Here is a 21677-nt window from a genome sequence, read left to right as displayed (position 1 = left end):
TGGGGTCAAAGCTGAAAAGCGCGGCAGATCACGGACCGGCCGTCCGGCATCTCATTCGGCCGGCGCCGGCTGCGCAGCACCGAGGCGCCGGACGGCGGGATCGGCCCAGGTGCCGGTGATTTCATATTCATAGGCAAAGAGTTTTTCGATCGGGTCGCTGAGCGCCTTCTGCGCCAGATAGGTCACCACGCCCGCCACCGGGTTCAGCAGGCCCGCGGCGGCGCCGATCGCGACCGACTCCGACAGCGTGGGCTGCACCGCGACACGCAGGTCCTGGGTCTCGGCCTCGACATCGGCCGAGCCGCGCATGCGCACGCGTGCCGCCGGTCCGCGAATCTCGAGATCGTCGGTACGCATCACGCCATCGGCCACGTCGATGCTACCGGAAATGCCGTCGAAGGCGAATCCTGCCGAGAACACGTCGCGGAAATCGAGCGTGATCCGGCGCGGCAAGGCCTGCAGGCTGAGGATGCCCAGCAGGCGGCCGACACCGGGTTCGAGCTTGTTGAACTGGCCCGCTTCCGCCGAAAGTTCCATGCGGCCGGCCAGCGTCGGATAGTGGATGCGGGTCGGCGCGCCCTGCCAGCGCAGCTGGCCGCCCAGCGTGGCCTTGCCGCCCCGCACCACGTCGTCGTAGCCGAGGCGCTGCGAGAAGCGGCCGATGTCCTCCACCTGCAGGTCGAAATCGAGCCGGGTCGACTGCCGGCCCGTGGTGCGCCATTCACCGCTGCCGTTCAACTGCCCGTCCGCATTGCGAAGCCCGAACTGCTCGAGCTGCCATGCCCCGGCGCGGTTGCGCGCGGACACTTCGAGCCGGCCGAGTTCCCTGCCGCCCAGCACGAACTGCTCGGCGACCACGTCGAGCGCCGGCAGCCGGCGCGGCGGCGCCTCGGTGTCCGCCACCGCCGCAGTTGCCTCGTTCGTGCCGCCTTCCTCGGTGTCCCGCGCCTGGCCGATACTCAGGCGTTCGAAACGTGCGTGGAGGGCGCCGGCGCCACTGTCGCGCCAGTCGAGTTCCCCCGTGGCGCGGTCGCTGTCGATGCGCGCCTTCCAGCCACCCGCATCGCTGACGCCGTGCAGGGCAAAACCATTCAGCGTCTGGCCGAAAATCTGCAGGCGGCCGATCTGCAGCGACAGCTCGGCCACCTGCAGGGACAGCGCCCCCGTTCCATCACCGCCGCCGGCTTCGGCGTCGAAAGTCCTGCGCCAGGCGTCGGCATCGAGTGCATCGAAATGCCCTTCCACCCGCAAGCCACGCTCGGCCAGCCGCAGCGCGGCGGTCGGTGCGGCATTCAGCGCCAGACCGCCGCGCATCGGCCCGTCGGCCGGCCAGCGCAGTTCGGCCCGCAGCGGCATGCCGCTCTCCTCCGCCAGATCCAGCTTCAAGCTTCGGGCTGCGGCCCCGCCCGGCGCATCGAAGCGGACGTTCAGCGGCCAGCTTTCACCCACGTTCTTGTTCAGCGGCGCGGGCAGGCTCGACGCCAGTCCGGCCAGATCCGACTCCACGCCCACATGCACGCTGCCCGCGCTGACACCGACCTGGGCCTTCCACGCCGTGCTGCCCGACAGATGCGCCAGCAAGGGCAGTTCCCAGGCGGCCGACAGCGCCGCGGCACTCGCCACGCCGCCGGCATCGAAGCGGACGGTGCCGTCGTCCAGCGTGCGCGCCGTGATGCGGGCCGGCGCGCCGAGGAACTGCGCCCGCCCTTCGGGCATCGACAGGCTGTCCTCGGTGAAGCGCAGCCGGCCCGCCGCGCCTTCGAGCACCGGCAGCCCTTCGACCAGCCACAGCCGGTTGGCGCCGAAGCGGTACTCGCCGGCGACCCTGCTCTCATCGACGTTCTCCAGCGGCATCTCCAGGCGCAGGTCGAGCGTCCCCCTGCCCTCGGCGCGCATGCCGTCGGTGAAGCCGCCGATGCGGGCCGATACCGGGCTCTGCGAGACGAAACGCAGGAAGTCGGCAGTCGATCCGGCGGCCTTGCCGGTGATGGTCATCAGATCCGAGAGCGCCGTGTCCAGCTCGGGCATGTCGACGACGACATCGCTCAGCGCCACGCCGAAGATGCGGCCGCGCGGCGCCTCGATGCGCATTCCCGGGCCGATGAAGCGCACTTCGCCGAAGATGCCTTCGATCGGCGGCCAGCCTTCGGCATAGTCGAGCACGCCATCGACCACCCGGATGGCGACGCGAAACTCGCCATTGCCATCGCGGAACGGGAAATCGTCGAGCGCGCCGCGCAGCCGCAAGCTGGCTTCCGGCACCTCGGCGCGGCGGATCGCATCGCGCACCCAGTCATGCGTTTCCTGCCCCACCACGCGCGGCAGATAGCGCCACACCGCACGGCCCTCGGCGCGCGTCAGCCGGGCCTGCAGGTCGATCTCCCCCGCGCTGCCGGCCAGCGGCCGGTAGGACGCCGGAAGCACTGCCGGCCGCATCCGCATTGTCGAACTGGGCGCTGTCGAGGGTGATCTCGAGCCGCCCGCTGCGCCGCTGCCAGCCGCCCTCGGCACGCAGCAGAGCGAACTGCAGGCGCCCGGACTCGAACACCTCCGGCAGATCGAGGTGGGCGTCGCGGCTGTCGAGCCGATAGCGGCCACCCTGCTCGTCGCCGTCGAACATGCCGCTCAGGCCGCCGAGGCCCGGCATGCCGTCTCCCGCCAGCAGCCCCAGCCCGGCAAAGCGTGCCGACGCCGCCCAGGCCCGAGGCTCGGCCGGCGCCCCGTCCCAGCGCCAGCTCAAGGCCTCCAGCCGGCCCTGCGGCGCGAGCGCGGCAAGCCGGCCGCGCACGGCCTCGTCGAGCGGCAGGAAAGCGGCCAGACGGGCCAGGGTGTCGAGATCGAGCCGGTTGGCCGCCAGCCGCCCGCCCTGCTCGCCGGACTCCTCGCCCCTGAACTGCAGTTCGAGATCGGTCGGCGGCAGCGCCGGCCCATCGGCGGTACGCAGCGCCAGGCCCTGCGTGCTCAGGCGATACTCGTCGGCCGCGCGCTCGACGCTCAGGCGCCCGTCCAGGCGCTCCAGCAGCAGCTCGGGCAAGCCGTTGCCGAGTTGCGTGCGCACTCCGTCCAGCGCCAGATCCGCCGTCACGGCCCAGCCGCGCCCGGCCGCCTGACCGAACCCCAGGCCGCTCGGCAGCGCGAAGCGCCCCTCCTGCCGCGACTCCAGCCACGCGCGCACGCCGCCGTTGCCCTGCAGCGGCAACGGATAATCCAGCCACGGCTGCCAGCCCCCCAGGTCGGCGCGGTCGAGCGAAACGTAGAGCCGCCCGGCCGAGGCCAGCGACAGCGGCGCATCGGCATCGAGGCGCTGCAGTTCGCCGCGCACGTCCAGCGTCGACGCCAGCGCCTGCGGCGGCTGGGCACGCAGGGCGAAACGGCGCTGGCCGAAGCGCTGGTCGAGGCGCAGCTCGACGTTTTCCAGCACCAGCTCCGGCGCCGCCCGCAGGCGATCGTCCCAGCGCAGCACGGCATCGTGGATCACGATCTGGCGCTGTGCCAGCAGCCAGTCCAGCCCGCCGCCATCGCCCTCGCCGTCCGCCACCGGCAGGCCGGCGACGAACACCCGCCCATCCGCATCGCGCCGCAGCCTCAGCTCCGGCGCCGTGATCTCCAACCGGTGGAAATGCGCCTGTCCGCGCAGCAGGGACGTCCACGCGAGCGTGGCGTCGACCCGGGGCAGATGCAGCGCAGGCCGGCCCTCGGCATCGGACAAGGTGACGCGCTGCAACACCAGGCGCGGACGCCAGCCGGCCCAGTCGCCGTCGATCGCCTCGATCGCCACCGGCAGGCCGAGCGAACGCCCGGCAATGCCGGCGATCTCGTCGTGGAACTCGCCGACCGCGGGCAACACCACGTGCCTCAGCAACAGCATCGCGCCGGCGACGACGATCCAGCCCAATACCAGCGCCTTGCCGATCCGGCCCAGCACCGCGCGCGAACGCCGGGCGCGCCGAGCCGCAGGCGACTCCGGCGCGGGCGATTCGGGAAGGGGTTCGGAAAGCGGATTCATGCAGCATCGCAGCGGCTTGCCGAGCCGAAATTCGGGAAGAACGGACGGCCGCAGCACGCAGGATCACGCGCAGCCCCGCTCCCGGGCACCCGTCGGCACGCACGGAGACGGCGGCGCCCGGATACACTACGCATGCTCGCGCAGCCGGCGCCCGCCAGCGCCATTCGCCGCGGGGCCGACATTCTATCAACGATCAGACCAAGGCACCGGAACCGCCATGCCCGCCTCCCCCGACGCCCTGCCGGCACTGCCACAGGCGGTGCACGACGCCCGCCGCTTCTCCCGCTACCTCGGCCGCATGCTGGACAGCCAGCCCTGGCTGGGCGAGGCGCTGGCAGCCAGCATCGGCGGCCCGATCGACGCACGCCGCATGGAGGCCTTCATCGCCGCCCGCGAAGCGGTCTTCGGCGATCCGGACAGCGCGCTGCGCCCCGCCCTGCGCCAGCTCCGCATCTGGGTGCTGTGCCACCTGATCGTGCGCGACCTGTGCTGCGGTGCGCCGCTGGCCGAAGTCACCGAAACCATGACGGCACTGGCCGAAGTCGCCGTGCGCCATGCCCACGACGTGCTGCGCGCCGCACTGGTCGAACGCTACGGCCAGCCGCTGTCGCCCACCGGCTGGGAGCAGGAACTGCTGGTGATCGGCATGGGCAAGCTCGGCGGCCGCGAACTGAACGTGTCCTCGGACATCGACCTGATCTTCATCTATCCCGAAGACGGCGACACCGGCGGCACCAAGATCATCAGCAACTACGAGTTCTTCGAGCGCCTGGGCAAGCAGTTGATCAAGGCGCTGGCCGAGATCACCGAGCACGGCCAGGTGTTCCGCGTCGACATGCGGCTGCGCCCCAACGGCGACTCGGGCCCGCTGGTCTGCAGTTTCGACATGCTGGAGAACTACTTCGTCACCCAGGGGCGCGAATGGGAACGCTACGCCTGGATCAAGGCGCGGGTGATGCTGGGCGAGCGCTGGACCGAGCTGGGCAACATCGCCCGCCCCTTCGTGTTCCGCAAATACCTCGACTTCGGCGCCATCAACGCCATGCGCGAGCTGCACGCGCAGATCCGGCGCGAAGTCGCCCGCCGCGACCGCGCCAACAACGTCAAGCTCGGCCCCGGCGGCATCCGCGAGATCGAGTTCATCGCCCAGGTGTTCCAGCTCATCCGCGGCGGCCGCGACACCGCGCTGCAGATCCGCCCGACCCTGGGCGTGCTGGCGCAACTGGCCGAACGCGGCATCCTGGCGGCCGAGGCGGTGGCCGAGCTGACGGCCGCCTACGTCTTCCTGCGCCGGCTGGAGCATCGCCTGCAATACCTCGACGACGCCCAGACCCACGACCTGCCCGCCGGCGAGGACGACCAGGCGCTGATCGCGCAGGCGATGGGCTTCGCCGACCATGGAGCCCTGCTGGCGGCGCTCGACGCCCACCGTGCGGCGGTCAGCCGGCATTTCGACAGCGTGTTCGGCGATCCTTCCGACGAGGATCACAGCCTGGACGCCACCTGGGCCGGCGCCGAGGATGTGGACAGCGTCGTCCCGGAACTGGGCGAGCTGGGCTACCGCCGGCCGCGCGAAGCTGCCGAACGCCTGGCCTCGATCCACGCCAGCCCGCGCTACCGCCAGTTGCCGAACAACATCAAGAGCCGCTTCGACGCGCTGATGCCGCGCATCCTCGAAGCGGCCGCGGCCACCCCCGAGCCGGACGACACGCTCGCCCGCTGCCTCGACCTGATGGAAGCCATCGGCCGCCGCGGCGCCTACCTCGCGCTGCTGCAGCAATACCCGCAGGCGCTGCGCCGCGTCGCCGACCTGATGAGCGCGTCGCGCTGGGCCGCGCAGTACCTGACGCGCCACCCCATCCTGCTCGACGAAATGCTCGACACCCGCAGCCTGGAAGCCACACCGGACTGGCAGGCCTTCCGTGCCGGCCTGGATGCCGAACTCGAAGCGCTGGAACCCGACATGGAGCGGCAGATGGACGTGATGCGCGAACAGCACCACGCCCAGATCTTCCGCCTGCTGACGCAGGATATCGCCGGCCTGCTGACGGTGGAGAAGCTCGCCGACCACCTCTCCGAACTGGCCGACATCATGCTCGACCTGACGCTGCCGCGCTGCTGGAGCCGGATCAAGATCCGCCACCGCGAGCAGCCGGCCTTCGCCGTCATCAGCTACGGCAAGCTCGGCGGCAAGGAACTGGGCTACGCCTCCGACCTCGACATCGTCTTCCTCTACGACGACGACGCGCCCGAAGCCGCCGAGGTCTACACCCGGCTCGCCCAGCGCACCAACACCTGGCTGTCGAGCCGGACCGCCGCGGGCCTGCTGTTCGAAACCGACCTGCGCCTGCGCCCCAACGGCGAATCCGGCATGATCGCGGTGTCGCTCGAAGCCTTCCGCAAATACCAGCTCGAATCGGCCTGGGTGTGGGAACACCAGGCGCTGACCCGTGCCCGCTTCTCCGCCGGCGACCGCCGCATCGGCGACGCCTTCGAGCGCATCCGCGACGAGGTGCTGCGCCTGCCGCGCGAACTCGACACGCTGCGCGCCGAAGTGCTGGCGATGCGCCACAAGATGCGCGACGCCCACGCTGGCAAGGACCCCGAACGCTTCGATCTCAAGCACGACCGCGGCGGCCTGATCGACGTCGAATTCCTGATCCAGTACCTGGTGCTGGGCCATTCCCATGCCCACCCCCGACTCACCGGCAACCTCGGCAACATCGCGCTGCTGCGCATCGCCGGCGAACTCGGCCTGATCCCGGCCGAACTCGCCGCCGCCTGCGCCGACAGCTATCGCGAACTGCGCCGCCTGCAGCACCGCCAGCGGCTCAACGAACTGCCCTCGCGCGTCCCGCCCGGCGAAGCCGAAGCCGCACGCGCGCCGGTCGTCGCGCTGTGGCAGCAGGTCTTCGGCGAATGACGGACGACTTGCAATATAAACGTCATCGAAGCATGCATGACGCCCTTCGGGCGGATGACTAGAATCCGGACCTCTTCATCCGAACAAAGCACCATGAGCCAGGAAATCGAGCTGAAACTTGCCCTGCCGAAGCGCGCCCTCGCCGCGCTGCGCCGCCATCCGCTGGTCGCCGGCGCGGAGAAGCTCGGCAACACCGTGACCCTGGACAACACCTACTACGACACCCCGCGGCTGCAGCTCAAGGCGCACAAGGTCGCCGTGCGCACCCGCCGCCAGGGCCGCAACTGGCTGCAGACGGTGAAATGCGCCGCGGTGTCGAGCGGCGGCCTGTCGCAGCGCCCCGAATGGGAACAGCCCTACTCGGGCAGCTTCGACTTCTCGCAGGTCGATGCCCCGAACGCCGCGAAGCTGCTGAACCGCCATGCCGGCGCGCTGGTACCGGTATTCACCACCCGCTTCCGCCGCGAGACGCGCCGCCTGAGCCTGCGTGACGATACGAGCATCCTGCTGATGATCGACACCGGCGAAGTCCGGGTGACGACGCCCGAAGGCGTCGAACGCCAGGCGCCGATCTGCGAACTGGAGCTGGAACTCGAGCACGGCCAGGCCGAGGACCTGTTCGCGCTGGCCTGTGAGCTGGCGCAGACCCTGCCGCTGATGCCGGCCGACGTTTCCAAGGCCGAGCGCGGCTACCGCCTGTTTCTCGGCACGCCGCTCAGCGCTGCACGGGCCGAGGCCTCAGACATCCAGCCAGGCGACAACGTGGTCGACGCCTTCCGCCGCCTGGCTTTCGGCTGCGTGCGCCAATGGCAGGCCAATGCCGCGGCCCTGCTGCCGGACACCGGGGCAGCCGACGGTACGGACGCGGTCCACGCCGACTTCATCCACCAGCTCCGCGTCGCCCAGCGCCGCCTGCGTGCGCTGCTGAAGCTGTTCGCCCCCGCGCTGCCGGCCGAATTCACCGGCCGGTGGAACGCCCGCCTGCGCGAAAATGCCAAGCGCTTCGGCGATGCGCGCGACCTCGACGTCCTCCATCACGAACTGCTCGTACCGGTCACGCCGGAAGGCCTGGCCGACGAGGCATCGATGGCCAGCCTGCTGCAAACCGCCGCGCAGGCCCGCGACACGGCATACCAGAGCGCGGAAAGGGCGCTCGACATGGCCACGCAGGGCCGCCTGCTGCTCGAGCTCAGCGCCGGACTGCTGCACCTACAGGGCAACAACCTGGTCGATGCCGCCGATCTCCGCACTTTCGCCCGCCTGCGCCTGGCGCGCCTGCGCAAGCGGGCGCGGCGCCAGTTCGAAACGGCCTCGGCGCTCGAGCCGGTACAACTGCACATGCTGCGCATCGGCTTCAAGCAACTGCGCTACGGCATCGAGTTCTTCGCCCCGCTGTTCCCCGCCAAGGCGGTTGCGCGCTACCGCGGAACCCTGGTCGACGCGCTGGGCACGCTGGGTTTCCTGCAGGACGTCGACATCGCACGCACGCGCCTGCTCGGCTGGGCCGCGGCCGACGCCTCGCTGCAGGCCGCCACCGCCTTCGTGCTGGGCTGGCATGCGCCGCGCTACGCCGGCTTGCGGCGCGGCGTGCTGCAGGCCGCCGAGCCGGTGCTGTGGGGCAAGACGCCGTGGTAGGCGGCGCAGACGGCCTGCCGGATCGCGAAGCCGGCGGGGCCGCCGGGCCGCCGGACCGTGTCATCGGCCTGCAACAGAATGAGGACATCATGCAGGCCCCCGATCCGATGGAGAAGCAAATGGACCTCCTGCTCTGGCGCCACGCCGAAGCGGCCGACGGCACGCCCGACCACACGCGAGAGCTGACCCAGCGCGGCCACAAGCAGGCCCGCCGCATGGCGGCGTGGCTGGCGGAAAACCACCCCAAGCGCATGCGCGTGCTGGTGAGCCCGACCGTGCGCACCCGCCAGACCGCCAGCGCCTTCGCCGACGACTTCGAGATCGTCAACGGCCTCGGGCCGGACGGCAACGTCGCCGACATCCTCGCCGCCACCGGCTGGCCGGACGCCAGCGGCGCCGCCCTGGTCGTCGGCCACCAGCCCTCGCTCGGCCGCCTCGCCGCCTTGCTGCTGTCGGGCCAGGAAGCCGACTGGACGATCAAGAAAGGCGCGCTGTGGTGGTTCACCAACCGCGTGCGCGAGAACGAGACCCAGACCGTGCTGCGCGCGGTCATCCCGGCCGACCTCATCTGACGCCTGTCCGGACCGGTCCACCGCCCCGTTCGAGCACGTCGCGCGACGGCAAGGCTTGTGCTTTGCAGCACATTGCGCAAGACTGCGCATCCTGCCCGGACGGCACCCCGTCCAGGCAGGCCGTGTTTTTTCCATCCGCAAGCCAAAAGGTCGGGCTGGTCATGAGCGCTCCTACCGAAAACGGCACCGTCGCCCTCGTCGATGGCGTCCGCCGCATCTTCTGTGACGGCTACTGGATCAAGGTCTACGATCCGCCGGCCAATTCGCTGAAGGCCAAGAAACAGCTCATCCAGGCGCTGACGCGCAGGCTGTTCAACCACGTCGAGCACGGCATCAACATCCCCGGCAAGCGCCTGAACGATGCCCGCAAGACCTATGAAGCCGAGCAGGACCCGGCGCGCAAGCGGGTCAAGGGCGCGATGCTCGCCGGCGCGCTGTTCAACCGCGCCACCGACATCTTCACCAAGCTGGTCGAGCTGCAGGAACTCGGCATCGAGATTGAGACCGACAATGCGCTGATGCGCGAATGCGGCTTCTGCCTGCAGGAGGCGCTGAGCCTGGGCAAGCTGGTACTGCATCGCAGCGGCGAGGAAGGCATCGACGAACTGTGGGGCGAGCCCTTCCGCGCCTTCTCGATTCCGGTCGAGGCCTTCTACGACAGCCGCGTCATCAAGATCGCGCAGACGCTGCGCGACATCGACCTCCTGTCCGAGACGATGTCGGCCACCCTTTCCGCCACCCCGCTGTACGAAGGCATCCAGCCCGCCATCGCCCGCTTCGCCGACGCCGCCAAGATCAAGTGCGAGACGCTTCGCACCGACCCGGACATCTTCGACGTGTGGGCGGACTTCGTCGTCGCCTCCGAAGAGCTCGCCGCCTTCTCGCCGCGGCTGTCGCACGGTATCAGCGCGGCCGAGCGGCAACTGGCCACCGACGGACACGGCCTGCTGCTGCAGGGCCGCGACCTCGTCACCTACATCACCCGCGCACGCGTGCCGATGCCCAAGAGCACGCGCGAGTTCATCGAACGCTGCGAAGCCTTCGCCGCCAGGGCGCACCAGCGGGGCCGGCCGCGGCTGGCCGGGCCGATGTCCTGTTGAGCGCGACCGGCGTCAGACGATGATGCCGCCGCCGAGACAGACCTTGGATTCGTAGACCACCACGCTCTGCCCCGGCGTCAGCGCCCACTGCGGCTGGGCGAAGGCGATCTCGGCGCGCCCGTCGGCGATACGGTCGATCTCGCACGGCATGTCGGGCGTGCGATAGCGCGGCTTGGCGGTATACACCCAGTTGGTGTGCGGATCGCGGCCGGCGATCCAGTTGAGATCGGTCGCCACCAGGCGGTCGCGCAGCAGCGCCGGGTGCTCATGCCCCTGCACCACGTACAGCACGTTGGCCTTCACGTCCTTCTTCGCCACGTACCAGGCCTCGTGCTCGCCGGCCTCGTCCTGGTTGCCCTTGATGCCGCCGATGTGCAGCCCCTTGCGCTGGCCGATGGTGTGGTACATCAGGCCCTGGTGCTCGCCCAGCACGCGCTCGTCGTCGAGCGAGCGGATCTCGCCCGGCTGCGTCGGCAGATAGCGCATCAGAAATTCGCGGAAGGGCCGCTCGCCGATGAAGCAGATGCCGGTCGAGTCCTTCTTGGCGGCGACGTGCAGGCCCGCCTGCTCGGCGATGCGGCGCACTTCGCGCTTGTACAGGGTGCCGAGCGGGAACAGGGTTCTCGCCAGTTGCTGCTGGTTCAGGCGATAGAGGAAATAGCTCTGGTCCTTGGTGCCGTCCTCGGCCTTCAGCAACTGGTATTCCCTGCGGCCGTCGTTGTTCCATTCACGCACCTGGGCATAGTGGCCGGTGGCGATGCGCTCGGCGCCCAGCTGCATGGCGTGGTCGAGGAAGCAGCGGAACTTGATCTCGGAGTTGCACAGCACGTCCGGATTCGGCGTGCGCCCGGCCTCGTATTCGCGCAGGAAGTCGGCGAACACCCGGTCCTTGTATTCGGTGCTGAAGTTGACGACTTCCAGATCGATGCCGATCACGTCGCAGACCGAAGCCACATCGACGAGGTCCTGCCGCGTCGAACAGTAGTCGGAATCGTCGTCGTCCTCCCAGTTCTTCATGAACAGGCCGGTCACATCAAAACCCTGCTGCTTCAGCAGCAGCGCCGTCACCGACGAATCCACGCCGCCGGACATGCCGACGACCACCTTCATGCCGTTTCCATCCTGCTTACTGGACATTCGGTCCACCTCCATTGAGCCATTCGGCAAGCGGCAGCACCACCGCCGGCTCGCCATTGTCGACGAACCAGCTGTCGACCGCATAACGTTCGCCCGGACTGGGCGCTTCGGCACCGTCCGGGCCTTCGACGATCATCCCGTCTTCCGTGCAGTTGCAGCGCGCCAGCGCCGAACCCGGCGGCAGCCGCTCGATGCGCTCCGCCGGCGTCAGTTCCTCGATCACCGCACTGAAATGCTGGAAGATCAGCCAGGAGCGCCGCTCGGGCTCGAGCACCCGGTGAAAGCGCAGCGCAGCGCGCGACTCCAGCAGCTTCAGCAGGCGGGTCGTCGAAGTCGAATGGTCGATGCAGTCCATGCGGCCTTCGACGCCGCCATCGAGATAATTGCCGCCGCGATCCGCGCCCACCGGCAGTTGCCGGCCGGCCACGCGATACAGCCGGCCCACCGCCTCGCCGAGCAGGGCGCGCTCCGCCGCCGCGCTCCGTGCCCTGTCCAGCCGCGCGGCCAGATTCGCCAGCTCGGCCGCGCCGTAGCGCGCCACCCCCTCGTGCGCACAGCCGTAGCCGTAGCAGATGCCGACTTCCGCGTCCGCTGCCTGCGCGCCCGTCGCGGCCTGCGCCAGGCCCGCGACAGCCAGCAGGATCGCCAGGCAGATGCCGTGCATGCTCCGCCGGATCAGTAGTGCCGCAGCAAGGACAGCGGGTGGCGCTGCCCCGCCAGCCAGTCCTCGATGCACTGCAGGAGCAGCGGGCTGCGATGGCGGCCGGCGGTGGCGCGCACCTCGTCGATCGTCATCCACACCGCGCGCACGATGCCGTCGTCGAGGCTGCGCCCGGCCTCCTCGCCCTCCAGCCGGCCGCCGTAGGCGAAGCGCAGATAGGTGACATCGCCCTGCGGCCGCGTCCATTGGTAGATGCCGACCAGGTACTCGGGCACGAAACGGTGCGCGGTCTCTTCCAGCGCCTCGCGCGCCACCGCCTCCAGCAGCGATTCGCCGCGCTCCAGATGGCCCGCGGGCTGGTTGAAGCGCAGTCCGTCGGGCGTATGTTCCTCGACCAGCAGAAAGCGGCCGTCCCGCTCGATGACGGCAGCGACGGTGACATTGGGTTTCCACTCGCGATCGATCAAGGCCTGCTCCTTCGACGACAGGCCGGCATTCTAGCGCGCGCCGGCAGCTTTCCCCACCGCCGCAAGGCTTTCACCCGCATAAAGTGGCGTTCGCAGCCCCTGCCTTTGCGCTAGAATCCACGGGTTCCGCCCGCCGGACGCGGGCTGCCGAATCAACTTTCCTGAGGTGGAGAACCCAATCATGTCCATGGCTGATCGCGACGGTTTCATCTGGCAAGACGGCAAGCTCGTTCCGTGGCGCGAAGCGACCACGCACGTGCTGACCCATTCCCTGCACTACGGTCTGGCCGTCTTCGAAGGTGTCCGCGCATACAACACCGCCAAGGGCACGGCCATCTTCCGCCTCGCCGAACACACCCAGCGCCTGATCAATTCCGCCAAGATCTACATGATGGACATCCCCTACTCCAAGGATGAACTCATGGAAGCGCAGAAGGAGGTCGTGCGCGCCAACAAGCTCGAATCCTGCTACCTGCGCCCGCTGGCCTTCTACGGCTCGGAAAAGATGGGCATCTCCACCCGCGGCTCGACCGTGCACGTCGCCATCGCCGCCTGGCCGTGGGGCGCCTACCTCGGCGAGGACGGCCTGGAGAAGGGCATCCGCGTCAAGACCTCGTCCTACACCCGCCACCACGTCAACTCGACGATGCCGCGCGCCAAGCTCGCCGGCACCTACCCCAACTCCATCCTCGCCAACCTCGAAGTCACCAAGATGGGCTACGACGAGGCGCTGCTGCTGGACAACCAGGGCTTCGTCGCCGAAGGCGCGGGCGAGAACCTGTTCATCGTCAAGGACGGCAGGATCTACGAACCCGAGATCGCCTCGGCGCTGACCGGCATCACCCGCGACTCGATCATCACCGTGGCGCGCGAATTCGGCTACGAGTTCAGCTCCAAGCGCCTGACCCGCGACGACGTCTACCTCGCCGACGAAGCCTTCTTCACCGGCACCGCGGCCGAAGTCACGCCGATCCGCGAACTCGACGACCGCATCATCGGCGAAGGCAAGCGCGGCCCGGTCACGACCAGGCTGCAGGCCCGCTTCTTCGACATCGTCAATGGCCGTGCGCCGGAATACGAGCACTGGCTCGCCTACGTCTGATCTCCACGCAAGAGGACCCATCCATGGTCGAGAACACCGACAAGACCCAGGCCGTCGCCATCACCGCCAAGGACCTGCCGCTGCACTGCCCGCCGCCGGGCGCGCCGCTGTGGGCGCGCCACCCGCGCGTCTTCCTCGACGTGCTGAAGACCGGCGAAGCCGTATGCCCCTACTGTAGCGCACACTACATCTTCACCGGCGAGCATCCCAAGGGCCATCACTGAGCCCACTCGCCGCACGGTTCCGGCCGCGCGGCGCCGAGGACGACGAGGGGGCCGATACCGCCGGGTATCCGCCCCCTGTTCTTTTTCGGCCACGCCGCGGATTCGCACGCACCCTGAAACATCCTGCCTCGACGGCGCCGCCTGACCGGCAAGCCCACACGGCATACAATGCCGGCTTCGTCCAATCCACGCAGCCTCATCCATGACCTCGAACCGCCACGCCCTGCCCGCCCCCGAAATCTTCAAGGCCTACGACATCCGCGGCATCGTCGACACCGTGCTGACGCCGGACGCGGTACGCGCCATCGGCCACGCGCTCGGTTCCGAAGCCGTCGCCCGCGGCCAGCAGGCCATCGCCGTCGGCCGCGACGGCCGCCTGTCCGGCCCGGCGCTGGCCGGCGCGCTGGCCGACGGCATCCGCGCCGCCGGCGTGGACGTCATCGACATCGGCTGCGTGCCGACGCCGCTGACCTACTTCGCCGCCCACCACCTCGGCTGCGGCTCCTGCGTCTCGGTCACCGGCAGCCACAACCCGCCCGACTACAACGGCCTGAAGATGGTGCTCGGCGGCCAGACCCTGTACGGCGACATGATCCAGGCCCTGCGCACCCGCATCGCCGACGACGACCTCGTCCGCGCCGCCGCGCCCGGCGCACTGCGCACCGCGGACGTGACCGAAGCCTATGTCGAACGCATCGTCGGCGACGTGAAGCTGGCGCGGCCGATGAAGATCGTCATCGACTGCGGCAACGGCGTCGCCGGCAACATCGCACCGGCGCTGTTCCGCCGCCTCGGCTGCGAACTGGTCGAACTGTTCTGCGAAGTCGACGGCAGCTTCCCCAACCACCACCCCGACCCGTCCAAGCCGGAGAACCTGCAGGACGTGATCCGCGCGCTGCGCGACACCGACGCCGAACTCGGCTTCGCCTTCGACGGCGACGGCGACCGCCTCGGCGTGGTGACCAAGGACGGCGAAATCATCTACCCCGACCGCCAGTTGATGCTGTTCGCCGAGGACGTGCTGAGCCGCGTGCCCGGCGGCGAGATCATCTTCGATGTCAAATGCACCCGCAAGCTCGCCCCCTGGATCCGCGAGCGCGGCGGCAAGCCGACGATGTGGAACACCGGCCACGCCCTGGTGAAAGCCAAGCTCAAGGAAACCGGCGCGCCGCTGGCCGGCGAGATGAGCGGCCACATGTTCTTCAAGGAGCGCTGGTTCGGCTTCGACGACGGCCTCTATTCCGGCGCCCGCCTGCTCGAGATCCTGTCCGCCCGCGCCGACGCCAACGCCGCGCTGAAGGCGCTGCCGGACTCGATCAGCACCCCCGAACTGAACCTGAAGATGAACGAGGGCGAACCCTTCGAGCTGGTGAAGCGGCTGAAGGAAGCCGCCCGCTTCGACGACGCCCAGGAAGTCATCACCCTCGACGGCGTGCGCGTCGAATACGCCGACGGCTTCGGCCTGGCGCGGCCGTCCAACACCACGCCGGTGGTCGTGCTGCGCTTCGAGGCCGACAGCGCCGAAGCGCTGGCGCGCATCCAGGCCGACTTCCGCCGCGCCATCGAAGGCGTGTGGCCGGGGCTGGCGCTGCCGTTCTGAGGCACTGCCCTTTCCCGCTGCAACACCCCTCCTGTCGCCCCCGCACTGGCTCCAACCAGTGCGGGGCTTTTTCATGCTCAGGTGACTCTGTGGTCAGCATCGTAATCCCTGCCACGTTCAGCCACAGGTTGGCACCGCAACGATCGGGTAATAATTCCATAAACTCGGACCCCAAATAGCTACGCTACGCCCCGCCTTTCGGGCCCAGTTATGGCTGGCGTTGGCACCCGAAATTTATACGTCGGATAAAAGCTCACGATAAAACAAAACGGCCGGAAGGACACTCTCCCTTCCGGCCGTTTCTCACTAATCCATCACCCCGTCAGAGCTTCCCGCTCACCCACTCCCTGACTCCCGCCAGCGCCGCCGGCAGGCTCTCCGGCTGGGTACCACCCGCCTGGGCCATGTCCGGCCGGCCGCCGCCCTTGCCGCCGATCTGCTGGGCGACGAAGTTGACCAGTTCGCCGGCCTTGATCCTCGACGTGCTGTCGGCGGTGACGCCCGCGATCAGCGAGACCTTGCCGTCGGTGACCGAGGCCAGCACGATGGCGGCGGTCTTGAGCTTGTCCTTGAGCTTGTCCATGGTGTCGCGCAGCGTCGGCACGTCGGCGCCGTCGAGCATGGCGGCCAGCACCTTGATGCCGCCGACTTCGACCGCCTGGTTCGCCAAGTCGTCGCCCTGGCTGGCGGCGAGCTTGCCCTTGAGGCGGGCGAGTTCCTTTTCCAGCGCGCGGACGTTGTCGAGGATGCCGGCGACGCGTTCGGCGACTTCGTCGGGCTGCACTTTCAGCAGCGCCGACATGCCGTGTACGCGGCGTTCCTGTTCCTGGGCGTAGCGCAGCGCGTTTTCGCCGGTGATCGCTTCGACGCGGCGGATGCCGGCGGCGACGCCGCCTTCGGCGACGATCTTGAACAGGCCGATGTCGCCGGTACGCGCGACGTGGGTGCCGCCGCACAGTTCCTTGGAGGTGCCGATCGACAGCACGCGCACTTCGTCGGCGTACTTTTCGCCGAACAGCATCATCGCGCCGGACTGCTGCGCGGCTTCGAGCGCCATCACTTCGGCCTGGGTCGGCGAGTTGGCGAGGATTTCGCGGTTGACGATTTCCTCGACCTCGCGGATTTCCTCGGCCGTCATCGGCGCGGTGTGGGCGAAGTCGAAGCGGGTCTTGTCCGGATCGACCAGCGAGCCTTTCTGCTGCACGTGGGCGCCGAGCACCTGGCGCAGTGCCTTGTGCATGATGTGGGTGACCGAGTGGTTGCGCGCGGTGGCGGCACGGGCGGCGACATCGACGCGGGCGACGACGCCCTGCCCGACCGACAGCTTGCCGGTACGCACCACGCCATGGTGGCCGAACACCGCGGCCTGGATCTTCTGTGTGTCCTCGACGCCGAAGATGCCGCCGGTGGCGCGCAGTTCGCCGCGGTCGCCGACCTGGCCGCCGGATTCGGCGTAGAACGGGGTGTTGTCGAGCACGACCACGCCCATTTCGCCTTCGAGCAGTTCATTGACCGCGGCGCCGTCCTTGTACAGCGCGAGGATGTTGCCCTTTTCCTCCAGGCGCTCGTAGCCGTGGAAGGTGGTCGCCGGGCCGTCGTATTCGAGGTTGGTCGCCATCTTGAACTTGCCGGCGGCGCGCGCCTGTTCCTTCTGGCGCGCCATCGCGGCGTCGAAGGCGGCGGCATCCACCGTCACTTCACGTTCGCGGCAGATGTCGGCGGTGAGGTCGAGCGGGAAGCCGTAGGTGTCGTGCAGCTTGAAGGCGGTGCCGCCGTCGAAGATCTTGTTGCCGGCCTTTTCCATCGCGGCGAGTTCGCCTTCGACGATGGCCATGCCGTTTTCGATGGTGGCGAAGAAGCGGTCTTCTTCCTGGCGCAGCACCTCGGTGATGCGGCGCTCGCCGTCCTTCAGTTCGGGATAGGCGGCGCCCATCTCGGCGACCAGATCGGGCACCAGGCGGTGGAAGAAGGCGGCGCGCGCGCCGAGCTTGTAGCCGTGGCGGATGGCGCGGCGGATGATGCGGCGCAGCACGTAGCCGCGGCCTTCGTTGCCCGGAATGACGCCGTCGGCGATCAGGAAGGCACAGGCACGGATGTGGTCGGCCAGCACCTTCAGCGACGGCGAATCCATGTCGGCACCCGAAGTTTCACGCGCGGCAGCCTTGATCAGCGCCTGGAACAGATCGATCTCGTAGTTGGCATGCACGCCCTGCAGCACCGCCGAGACCCGCTCCAGGCCCATGCCGGTGTCCACCGAGGGCTTGGGCAGCGGATGCATCACGCCGGCCTCGTCGCGGTTGAACTGCATGAACACGTTGTTCCAGATCTCGATGTAGCGGTCGCCGTCCTCGTCGGGCGATCCCGGCGGACCGCCCCAGATGTGCGGGCCGTGGTCGTAGAAGATCTCGGTGCAGGGGCCGCAGGGGCCGGTGTCGCCCATCATCCAGAAGTTGTCCGAGGCGTAGCGCGCGCCCTTGTTGTCGCCGATGCGGATCACGCGCTCGGCGGGCACGCCGACTTCCTTGGTCCAGATGTCGTAGGCTTCGTCGTCCTCGGCATACACCGTGACCCACAGCTTGTCCTTCGGCAGCTTGAAGACTTCGGTCAGCAGTTCCCAGGCGTAGGCGATCGCGTCGCGCTTGAAGTAGTCGCCGAAGCTGAAGTTGCCCAGCATCTCGAAGAAGGTGTGGTGGCGCGCAGTGTAGCCGACGTTTTCGAGGTCGTTGTGCTTGCCGCCGGCGCGCACGCATTTCTGCGAGGTGGTGGCGCGGCTGTAGGGGCGCTTGTCGAAGCCGAGGAAGACGTCCTTGAACTGGTTCATGCCGGCGTTGGTGAACAGCAGCGTCGGGTCGTCGTGCGGCACCAGCGAGGACGAGGCCACGATCTGGTGGCCTTTCGACTCGAAGAACTTGAGGAATTTTTCGCGGATTTCGGCGGCTTTCATTTCAGATCAGGTGGATATCAATACATTGTTGAAACGGGAACGATCCGGAAACCGGTAAACATCGAAATCCCGATCGAAGGTGAGAATGTCGCGCACGCCCGACTCGATGGCGAGCACGATAAGCGATCCATCGGCAATGTCCATCGGCAGATCGCGATATTTTTCGCTCATCTGCCTGATCAATGCGACTGCCCCTGCGCCGGGGAGAATCACATCCACCCCGCCGCGTTCGACCCATTGCAGGAAGGCGAGCTGCCGTTCGACACTGTGGCCCAGCAGGTGCCCGACCTCGGTCAATACCGGCCATGTCGTCAGCAGCACACCCCGATAGGCCTCGACGAAAGCCCGCATCACACCATGGCGCTTGTCCGCCGGCTCGAAAAGCGCGATCAGCGGGCCGGAATCAGCGATCGTTCTCTGCACGCAGACGTTCCACGATGGTACGGCGGATGGCTTCCTTGCTGGAAAGGTCGGCACTGCCTGCCAGGTATTCCTTGCGTTGCGCCGCAAGATCGACCGCGTCCTCCGCCGGCCCGTCGAACAGATCCTTGCCGAGTTCGTAAGGCGTCTTTCTCGGCACCACGCGGGCGAGGTATTCCCGCAGCCCGGCCTTGACCAACTCGCTCTTGCTGCGACCGGTCTGGGCGGCAGCCCGCGCCAGTTCGGCTTCGAGCTCGGGGTCGAGGCGGATCGACAGGGTCATGGGTGCGGCATCCGGGGGTGTATTACAAAGCGTATCGCATCGTATGCCTCAACATCAGGCAAGTCAATCGCGCCTCCTCGCGGCACTCCCATCCCGCACCGGCAGCACTGCCAGCAGGGCCGGATTATCGAACCAGCGCGGATCGGCCTCGCCATGCAGGCTGGCCCACGACGCGCCATCCGAACGCCACAGGCTCAACACGCGCGCGGGCAGCAATTCTTCCCTGGCCCATTGAGCGAACAGACCGAACAGTTCCGCCTCCCAGAAGGAAGACAGGTCGGCATGCCATACCGCCTGGTCCGGCTCGCACAGCGCACAGCGATAACCACCAGCATGAGGCTCCGGTTTCGCATCCAGGCTGACCAGCAAATCGATGCACTCTCCCTGCCAGTCCACGGCGAGGCTGAGGTCACCATAGTCCAGGCCATCGTCCATGGACTGGACATACAGCCACAGCACCGGATTGAAGCCCGGCAGACGGGCGGAAATTCCACCCTCGGCGTCCTGCTGGACCAGAAGCCGGAGCGGACCATCCGGCGCGCACAGGCTGCTGGCACGCAGGCAAGCCCACAAGGGATGGACGGATCGCGGCCTCGGACGTCTGCGCTTCATGCCTCGCCCCCTCGCGCGCCGAGCCGAAAGGACAGGCGCCACGCCTCGCCCAGGGCTTGCGCAATAGCCTGCAACGCTGCCAACGCCCCTATCTGCAGGCCCACGCCCATGCGCAGATCGATTTCAGGCGCAACGGGGTTGATGCGAATGGCTTGAGCGCCCGTGGTATTGCACACGCGGGCGGTGATGTGCCGAATGGAGGGTATCGCCAGGCCAGCGCCCAATTCGATGACGACCGGGCGCTGAACCCCCTTCAACCAGTCGTTCCATCGCCGACGCTGCGCGTCCGTTCGCTCGGAAATCCAGTTCCAGTCATCGAACATCAGCACATTGGGCCTCGCCAGCTCGCCGCAACGCCCGCAGCGCGGCGGCTCGTTCAGCAGGCGGCAATTCACCTCATCCACCTGCGGCGAAAATTCGTCTGCGCTCCAGATGAGCCCGGTGCAGTTCCTGTCGCATTGCAGATGGTGCAGTGAACCGTGGATTTCGCACACTCGCTCCGGCGCGTAGCCCGCTTTCTGAAATTGCCCGTCCACATTACTCGTCACGACGAAAGCACCCCGCTTCATCCTGCGAGCCCACGCCTGCAAGAGCGCAAAACCCGCGTGCGGCTGTGTTTCGCGGTAGAGCTTGAGCCGATGGCCGTAAAAACCCCAGCCCAGCGCCGGGTCACGCCTCAACAGATAGGGCGAAGCCACATCCCGGAAATCCAGCCCGGCATTTCCAAGCGCGGGATAAGCGTTCCAGAAGCCGTCCTTGCCGCGAAAGTCAGGCAGGCCCGAATCCACGCCCATGCCTGCACCTGCAGTAATGAGCAGCGCGTCGGCATCCCGAATCATTTGCGCAGCGCGGGTGATCTGTTCTTGCATGGGCATGGATTTACTAACGTTCCCGTAAGTAGTGTCATGTGAGCGATAATATGCCCCATGAAATGCAAACGACCTTCCGACGGCCGTGCCCTCGATCATCACACCTTGCAGGTGATGCGGCAGCAGGCTGTCAAAGCAGTGCGTGAGGGGCAGACAGTGCAAAGCGTCGCGGCGGCGTATGGCGTGAATGAGCGCAGCGTTTTCCGGTGGCTCGCCGACTTTGCCAATGGCGGGCAGAACGCATTGCTGGCCAAGCCGATTCCGGGGCGCCCCAGCAAACTCAGCGCCGAGGAGTTGTCGTGGATCGCCAATGCCGTTCGTGACCATAACCCGCAGCAGTTCAAGTTCGAGTTCGGCTTGTGGACGCTGTCGCTGATCCGTCACCTGATCAAGCGCCAGTTCAAGAAGGAGTTGTCGGTCTCCTCGGTCCACCGTCTCATGAAGATCCTGGGCTTCAGCGCCCAGAAGCCGCTCTACCAGGCGTGGCAGCAAGACCCGGTGCTGGTGCGCACGTGGGAGACGGAGACCTACCCCACGATCCGCGCCGAAGCCAAGCGGGTCGGCGCAACGATCTACTTTGGCGACGAGTCGGGTATCCGCTCGGATTACCACACCGGCACGACCTGGGCGCCGCAGGGCCAGACGCCGGTGGTGCAGGCGACGGGCCGGCGCTTCTCGCTGAACATGATCTCGGCGGTTAGCACGCAGGGCGAGTTTCGATTCATGTTGCATGAAGGCTCGGTTGGCGCGAAGGTGTTCGTCGAGTTCCTCAAGCGCTTGATGGTCAATGCCGAGAAGCCGGTGTTTCTGATCGTCGATGGTCATCCGATCCACAAGGCAAAGATGGTCAAGAGCTACGTCGAGGGCTTGGACGGCAAGCTCAAACTCTTCTACCTGCCGCCGTACTCGCCGCATCTGAACCCCGATGAAACGGTCTGGGCTCATGTGAAGCGCAAGGTTTCGCGCCAGTTGGTCGAGAGTGCCGAGGAGATGAAGCGACTCGCACTCGGTGCATTGCGCAGCATCCAGAAGCTCCCTGAACTCGTGAAGTCATTTTTCAGGCAGCCAGAGTGCCGCTATATCCTGGAATGACTCTACTTATTGAAAAGTTAGTACATTCTC

18 protein-coding genes are annotated in these 21677 nt (G+C 67.8%); 8 read left to right on the top strand and 10 right to left on the bottom strand.

Annotated features, from left to right (window positions below):
• Positions 1–51 precede the first annotated feature (51 nt).
• Both AAFL97_RS04725 and AAFL97_RS04720 read right to left on the bottom strand, forming a co-directional pair.
• On the bottom strand, positions 52–2361 hold the full coding sequence (locus AAFL97_RS04725) for a YhdP family protein (protein ID WP_341647096.1): 2310 nt from the start codon (positions 2359–2361) through the stop codon (positions 52–54).
• On the bottom strand, positions 2294–4006 hold the full coding sequence (locus tag AAFL97_RS04720) for a YhdP family phospholipid transporter (RefSeq protein ID WP_341643944.1): 1713 nt from the start codon (positions 4004–4006) through the stop codon (positions 2294–2296). Before AAFL97_RS04720 ends, AAFL97_RS04725 begins: the two co-directional genes overlap by 68 nt.
• Before the next feature lie 217 nt (positions 4007–4223).
• Here AAFL97_RS04720 and glnE point away from each other — a divergent pair, with 217 nt between their 5' ends.
• The 4 genes from glnE to AAFL97_RS04700 all read left to right on the top strand — a co-directional run bounded on the left by glnE (position 4224) and on the right by AAFL97_RS04700 (position 10236).
• Positions 4224–6929, top strand: coding sequence for a bifunctional [glutamate--ammonia ligase]-adenylyl-L-tyrosine phosphorylase/[glutamate--ammonia-ligase] adenylyltransferase (glnE, locus tag AAFL97_RS04715; RefSeq protein ID WP_341643943.1), 2706 nt, complete (start codon positions 4224–4226; stop codon positions 6927–6929).
• Positions 6930–7022: 93 nt separating this feature from the next.
• On the top strand, positions 7023–8564 hold the full coding sequence (locus AAFL97_RS04710; protein WP_341643942.1) for a CYTH and CHAD domain-containing protein: 1542 nt from the start codon (positions 7023–7025) through the stop codon (positions 8562–8564).
• Positions 8565–8683: 119 nt separating this feature from the next.
• Positions 8684–9136 carry a phosphohistidine phosphatase SixA gene (sixA, locus tag AAFL97_RS04705; RefSeq protein WP_341643941.1) on the top strand — a complete coding sequence of 151 codons (453 nt, stop codon included), beginning with the start codon at positions 8684–8686 and terminating at the stop codon, positions 9134–9136.
• Positions 9137–9297: 161 nt separating this feature from the next.
• Entirely contained in the window at positions 9298–10236 is a 939-nt protein-coding gene (locus AAFL97_RS04700) for a hypothetical protein (protein ID WP_341643940.1), read from the top strand.
• A 12-nt stretch (positions 10237–10248) separates the two neighbouring features.
• On the opposite strand, the gene mnmA is transcribed toward AAFL97_RS04700, so the two are convergent.
• From mnmA to AAFL97_RS04685, 3 genes are read right to left on the bottom strand one after another with little or no spacing between them, the layout of a single operon-like run.
• Entirely contained in the window at positions 10249–11346 is a 1098-nt protein-coding gene (gene mnmA, locus AAFL97_RS04695; protein ID WP_341647095.1) for a tRNA 2-thiouridine(34) synthase MnmA, read from the bottom strand.
• Positions 11347–11362: 16 nt separating this feature from the next.
• A complete protein-coding gene (locus AAFL97_RS04690) occupies positions 11363–12037 on the bottom strand; it encodes a hypothetical protein (RefSeq protein WP_341643939.1) in 675 nt (224 codons plus the stop codon).
• Between the two features lie 11 nt (positions 12038–12048).
• On the bottom strand, positions 12049–12501 hold the full coding sequence (locus AAFL97_RS04685) for an NUDIX hydrolase (RefSeq protein WP_263461872.1): 453 nt from the start codon (positions 12499–12501) through the stop codon (positions 12049–12051).
• A 181-nt stretch (positions 12502–12682) separates the two neighbouring features.
• Between AAFL97_RS04685 and AAFL97_RS04680 the strand changes: the two genes are divergently transcribed.
• The 3 genes from AAFL97_RS04680 to AAFL97_RS04670 all read left to right on the top strand — a co-directional run bounded on the left by AAFL97_RS04680 (position 12683) and on the right by AAFL97_RS04670 (position 15427).
• Entirely contained in the window at positions 12683–13603 is a 921-nt protein-coding gene (locus tag AAFL97_RS04680; protein WP_341643938.1) for a branched-chain amino acid transaminase, read from the top strand.
• A 23-nt stretch (positions 13604–13626) separates the two neighbouring features.
• Positions 13627–13827 (top strand): zinc-finger domain-containing protein, encoded by a 201-nt coding sequence (locus tag AAFL97_RS04675; protein ID WP_263461870.1) that lies wholly within the window; start codon positions 13627–13629, stop codon positions 13825–13827.
• Positions 13828–14029: 202 nt separating this feature from the next.
• A complete protein-coding gene (locus AAFL97_RS04670; protein ID WP_341643937.1) occupies positions 14030–15427 on the top strand; it encodes a phosphomannomutase/phosphoglucomutase in 1398 nt (465 codons plus the stop codon).
• A gap of 322 nt (positions 15428–15749) precedes the next feature.
• On the opposite strand, the gene alaS is transcribed toward AAFL97_RS04670, so the two are convergent.
• The 5 genes from alaS to AAFL97_RS04645 all read right to left on the bottom strand — a co-directional run bounded on the left by alaS (position 15750) and on the right by AAFL97_RS04645 (position 20555).
• Positions 15750–18371 (bottom strand): alanine--tRNA ligase, encoded by a 2622-nt coding sequence (gene alaS / locus AAFL97_RS04665; RefSeq protein ID WP_341643936.1) that lies wholly within the window; start codon positions 18369–18371, stop codon positions 15750–15752.
• Between the two features lie 6 nt (positions 18372–18377).
• The gene (locus AAFL97_RS04660) at positions 18378–18794 is read right to left on the bottom strand and encodes a type II toxin-antitoxin system VapC family toxin (protein WP_341643935.1); all 417 of its coding nucleotides are present in this window, start codon (positions 18792–18794) and stop codon (positions 18378–18380) included.
• Complete coding sequence (locus tag AAFL97_RS04655) at positions 18775–19074, bottom strand: ribbon-helix-helix protein, CopG family (protein ID WP_341643934.1); 300 nt, start codon at positions 19072–19074, stop codon at positions 18775–18777. Before AAFL97_RS04655 ends, AAFL97_RS04660 begins: the two co-directional genes overlap by 20 nt.
• A 63-nt stretch (positions 19075–19137) precedes the next feature.
• A complete protein-coding gene (locus AAFL97_RS04650) occupies positions 19138–19686 on the bottom strand; it encodes a hypothetical protein (protein ID WP_341643933.1) in 549 nt (182 codons plus the stop codon).
• Positions 19683–20555 (bottom strand): SIR2 family NAD-dependent protein deacylase, encoded by an 873-nt coding sequence (locus AAFL97_RS04645; RefSeq protein ID WP_341643932.1) that lies wholly within the window; start codon positions 20553–20555, stop codon positions 19683–19685. Before AAFL97_RS04645 ends, AAFL97_RS04650 begins: the two co-directional genes overlap by 4 nt.
• A gap of 57 nt (positions 20556–20612) precedes the next feature.
• Between AAFL97_RS04645 and AAFL97_RS04640 the strand changes: the two genes are divergently transcribed.
• A complete protein-coding gene (locus tag AAFL97_RS04640; protein ID WP_048705947.1) occupies positions 20613–21647 on the top strand; it encodes an IS630 family transposase in 1035 nt (344 codons plus the stop codon).
• The last annotated feature ends 30 nt before the right edge of the window (positions 21648–21677 follow it).

The sequence above is a fragment of the Thauera sp. SDU_THAU2 genome (genome assembly GCF_038260575.1).
Lineage (GTDB): Bacteria > Pseudomonadota > Gammaproteobacteria > Burkholderiales > Rhodocyclaceae > Thauera.
This window is presented reverse-complemented; position numbering and strand designations above follow the sequence as displayed.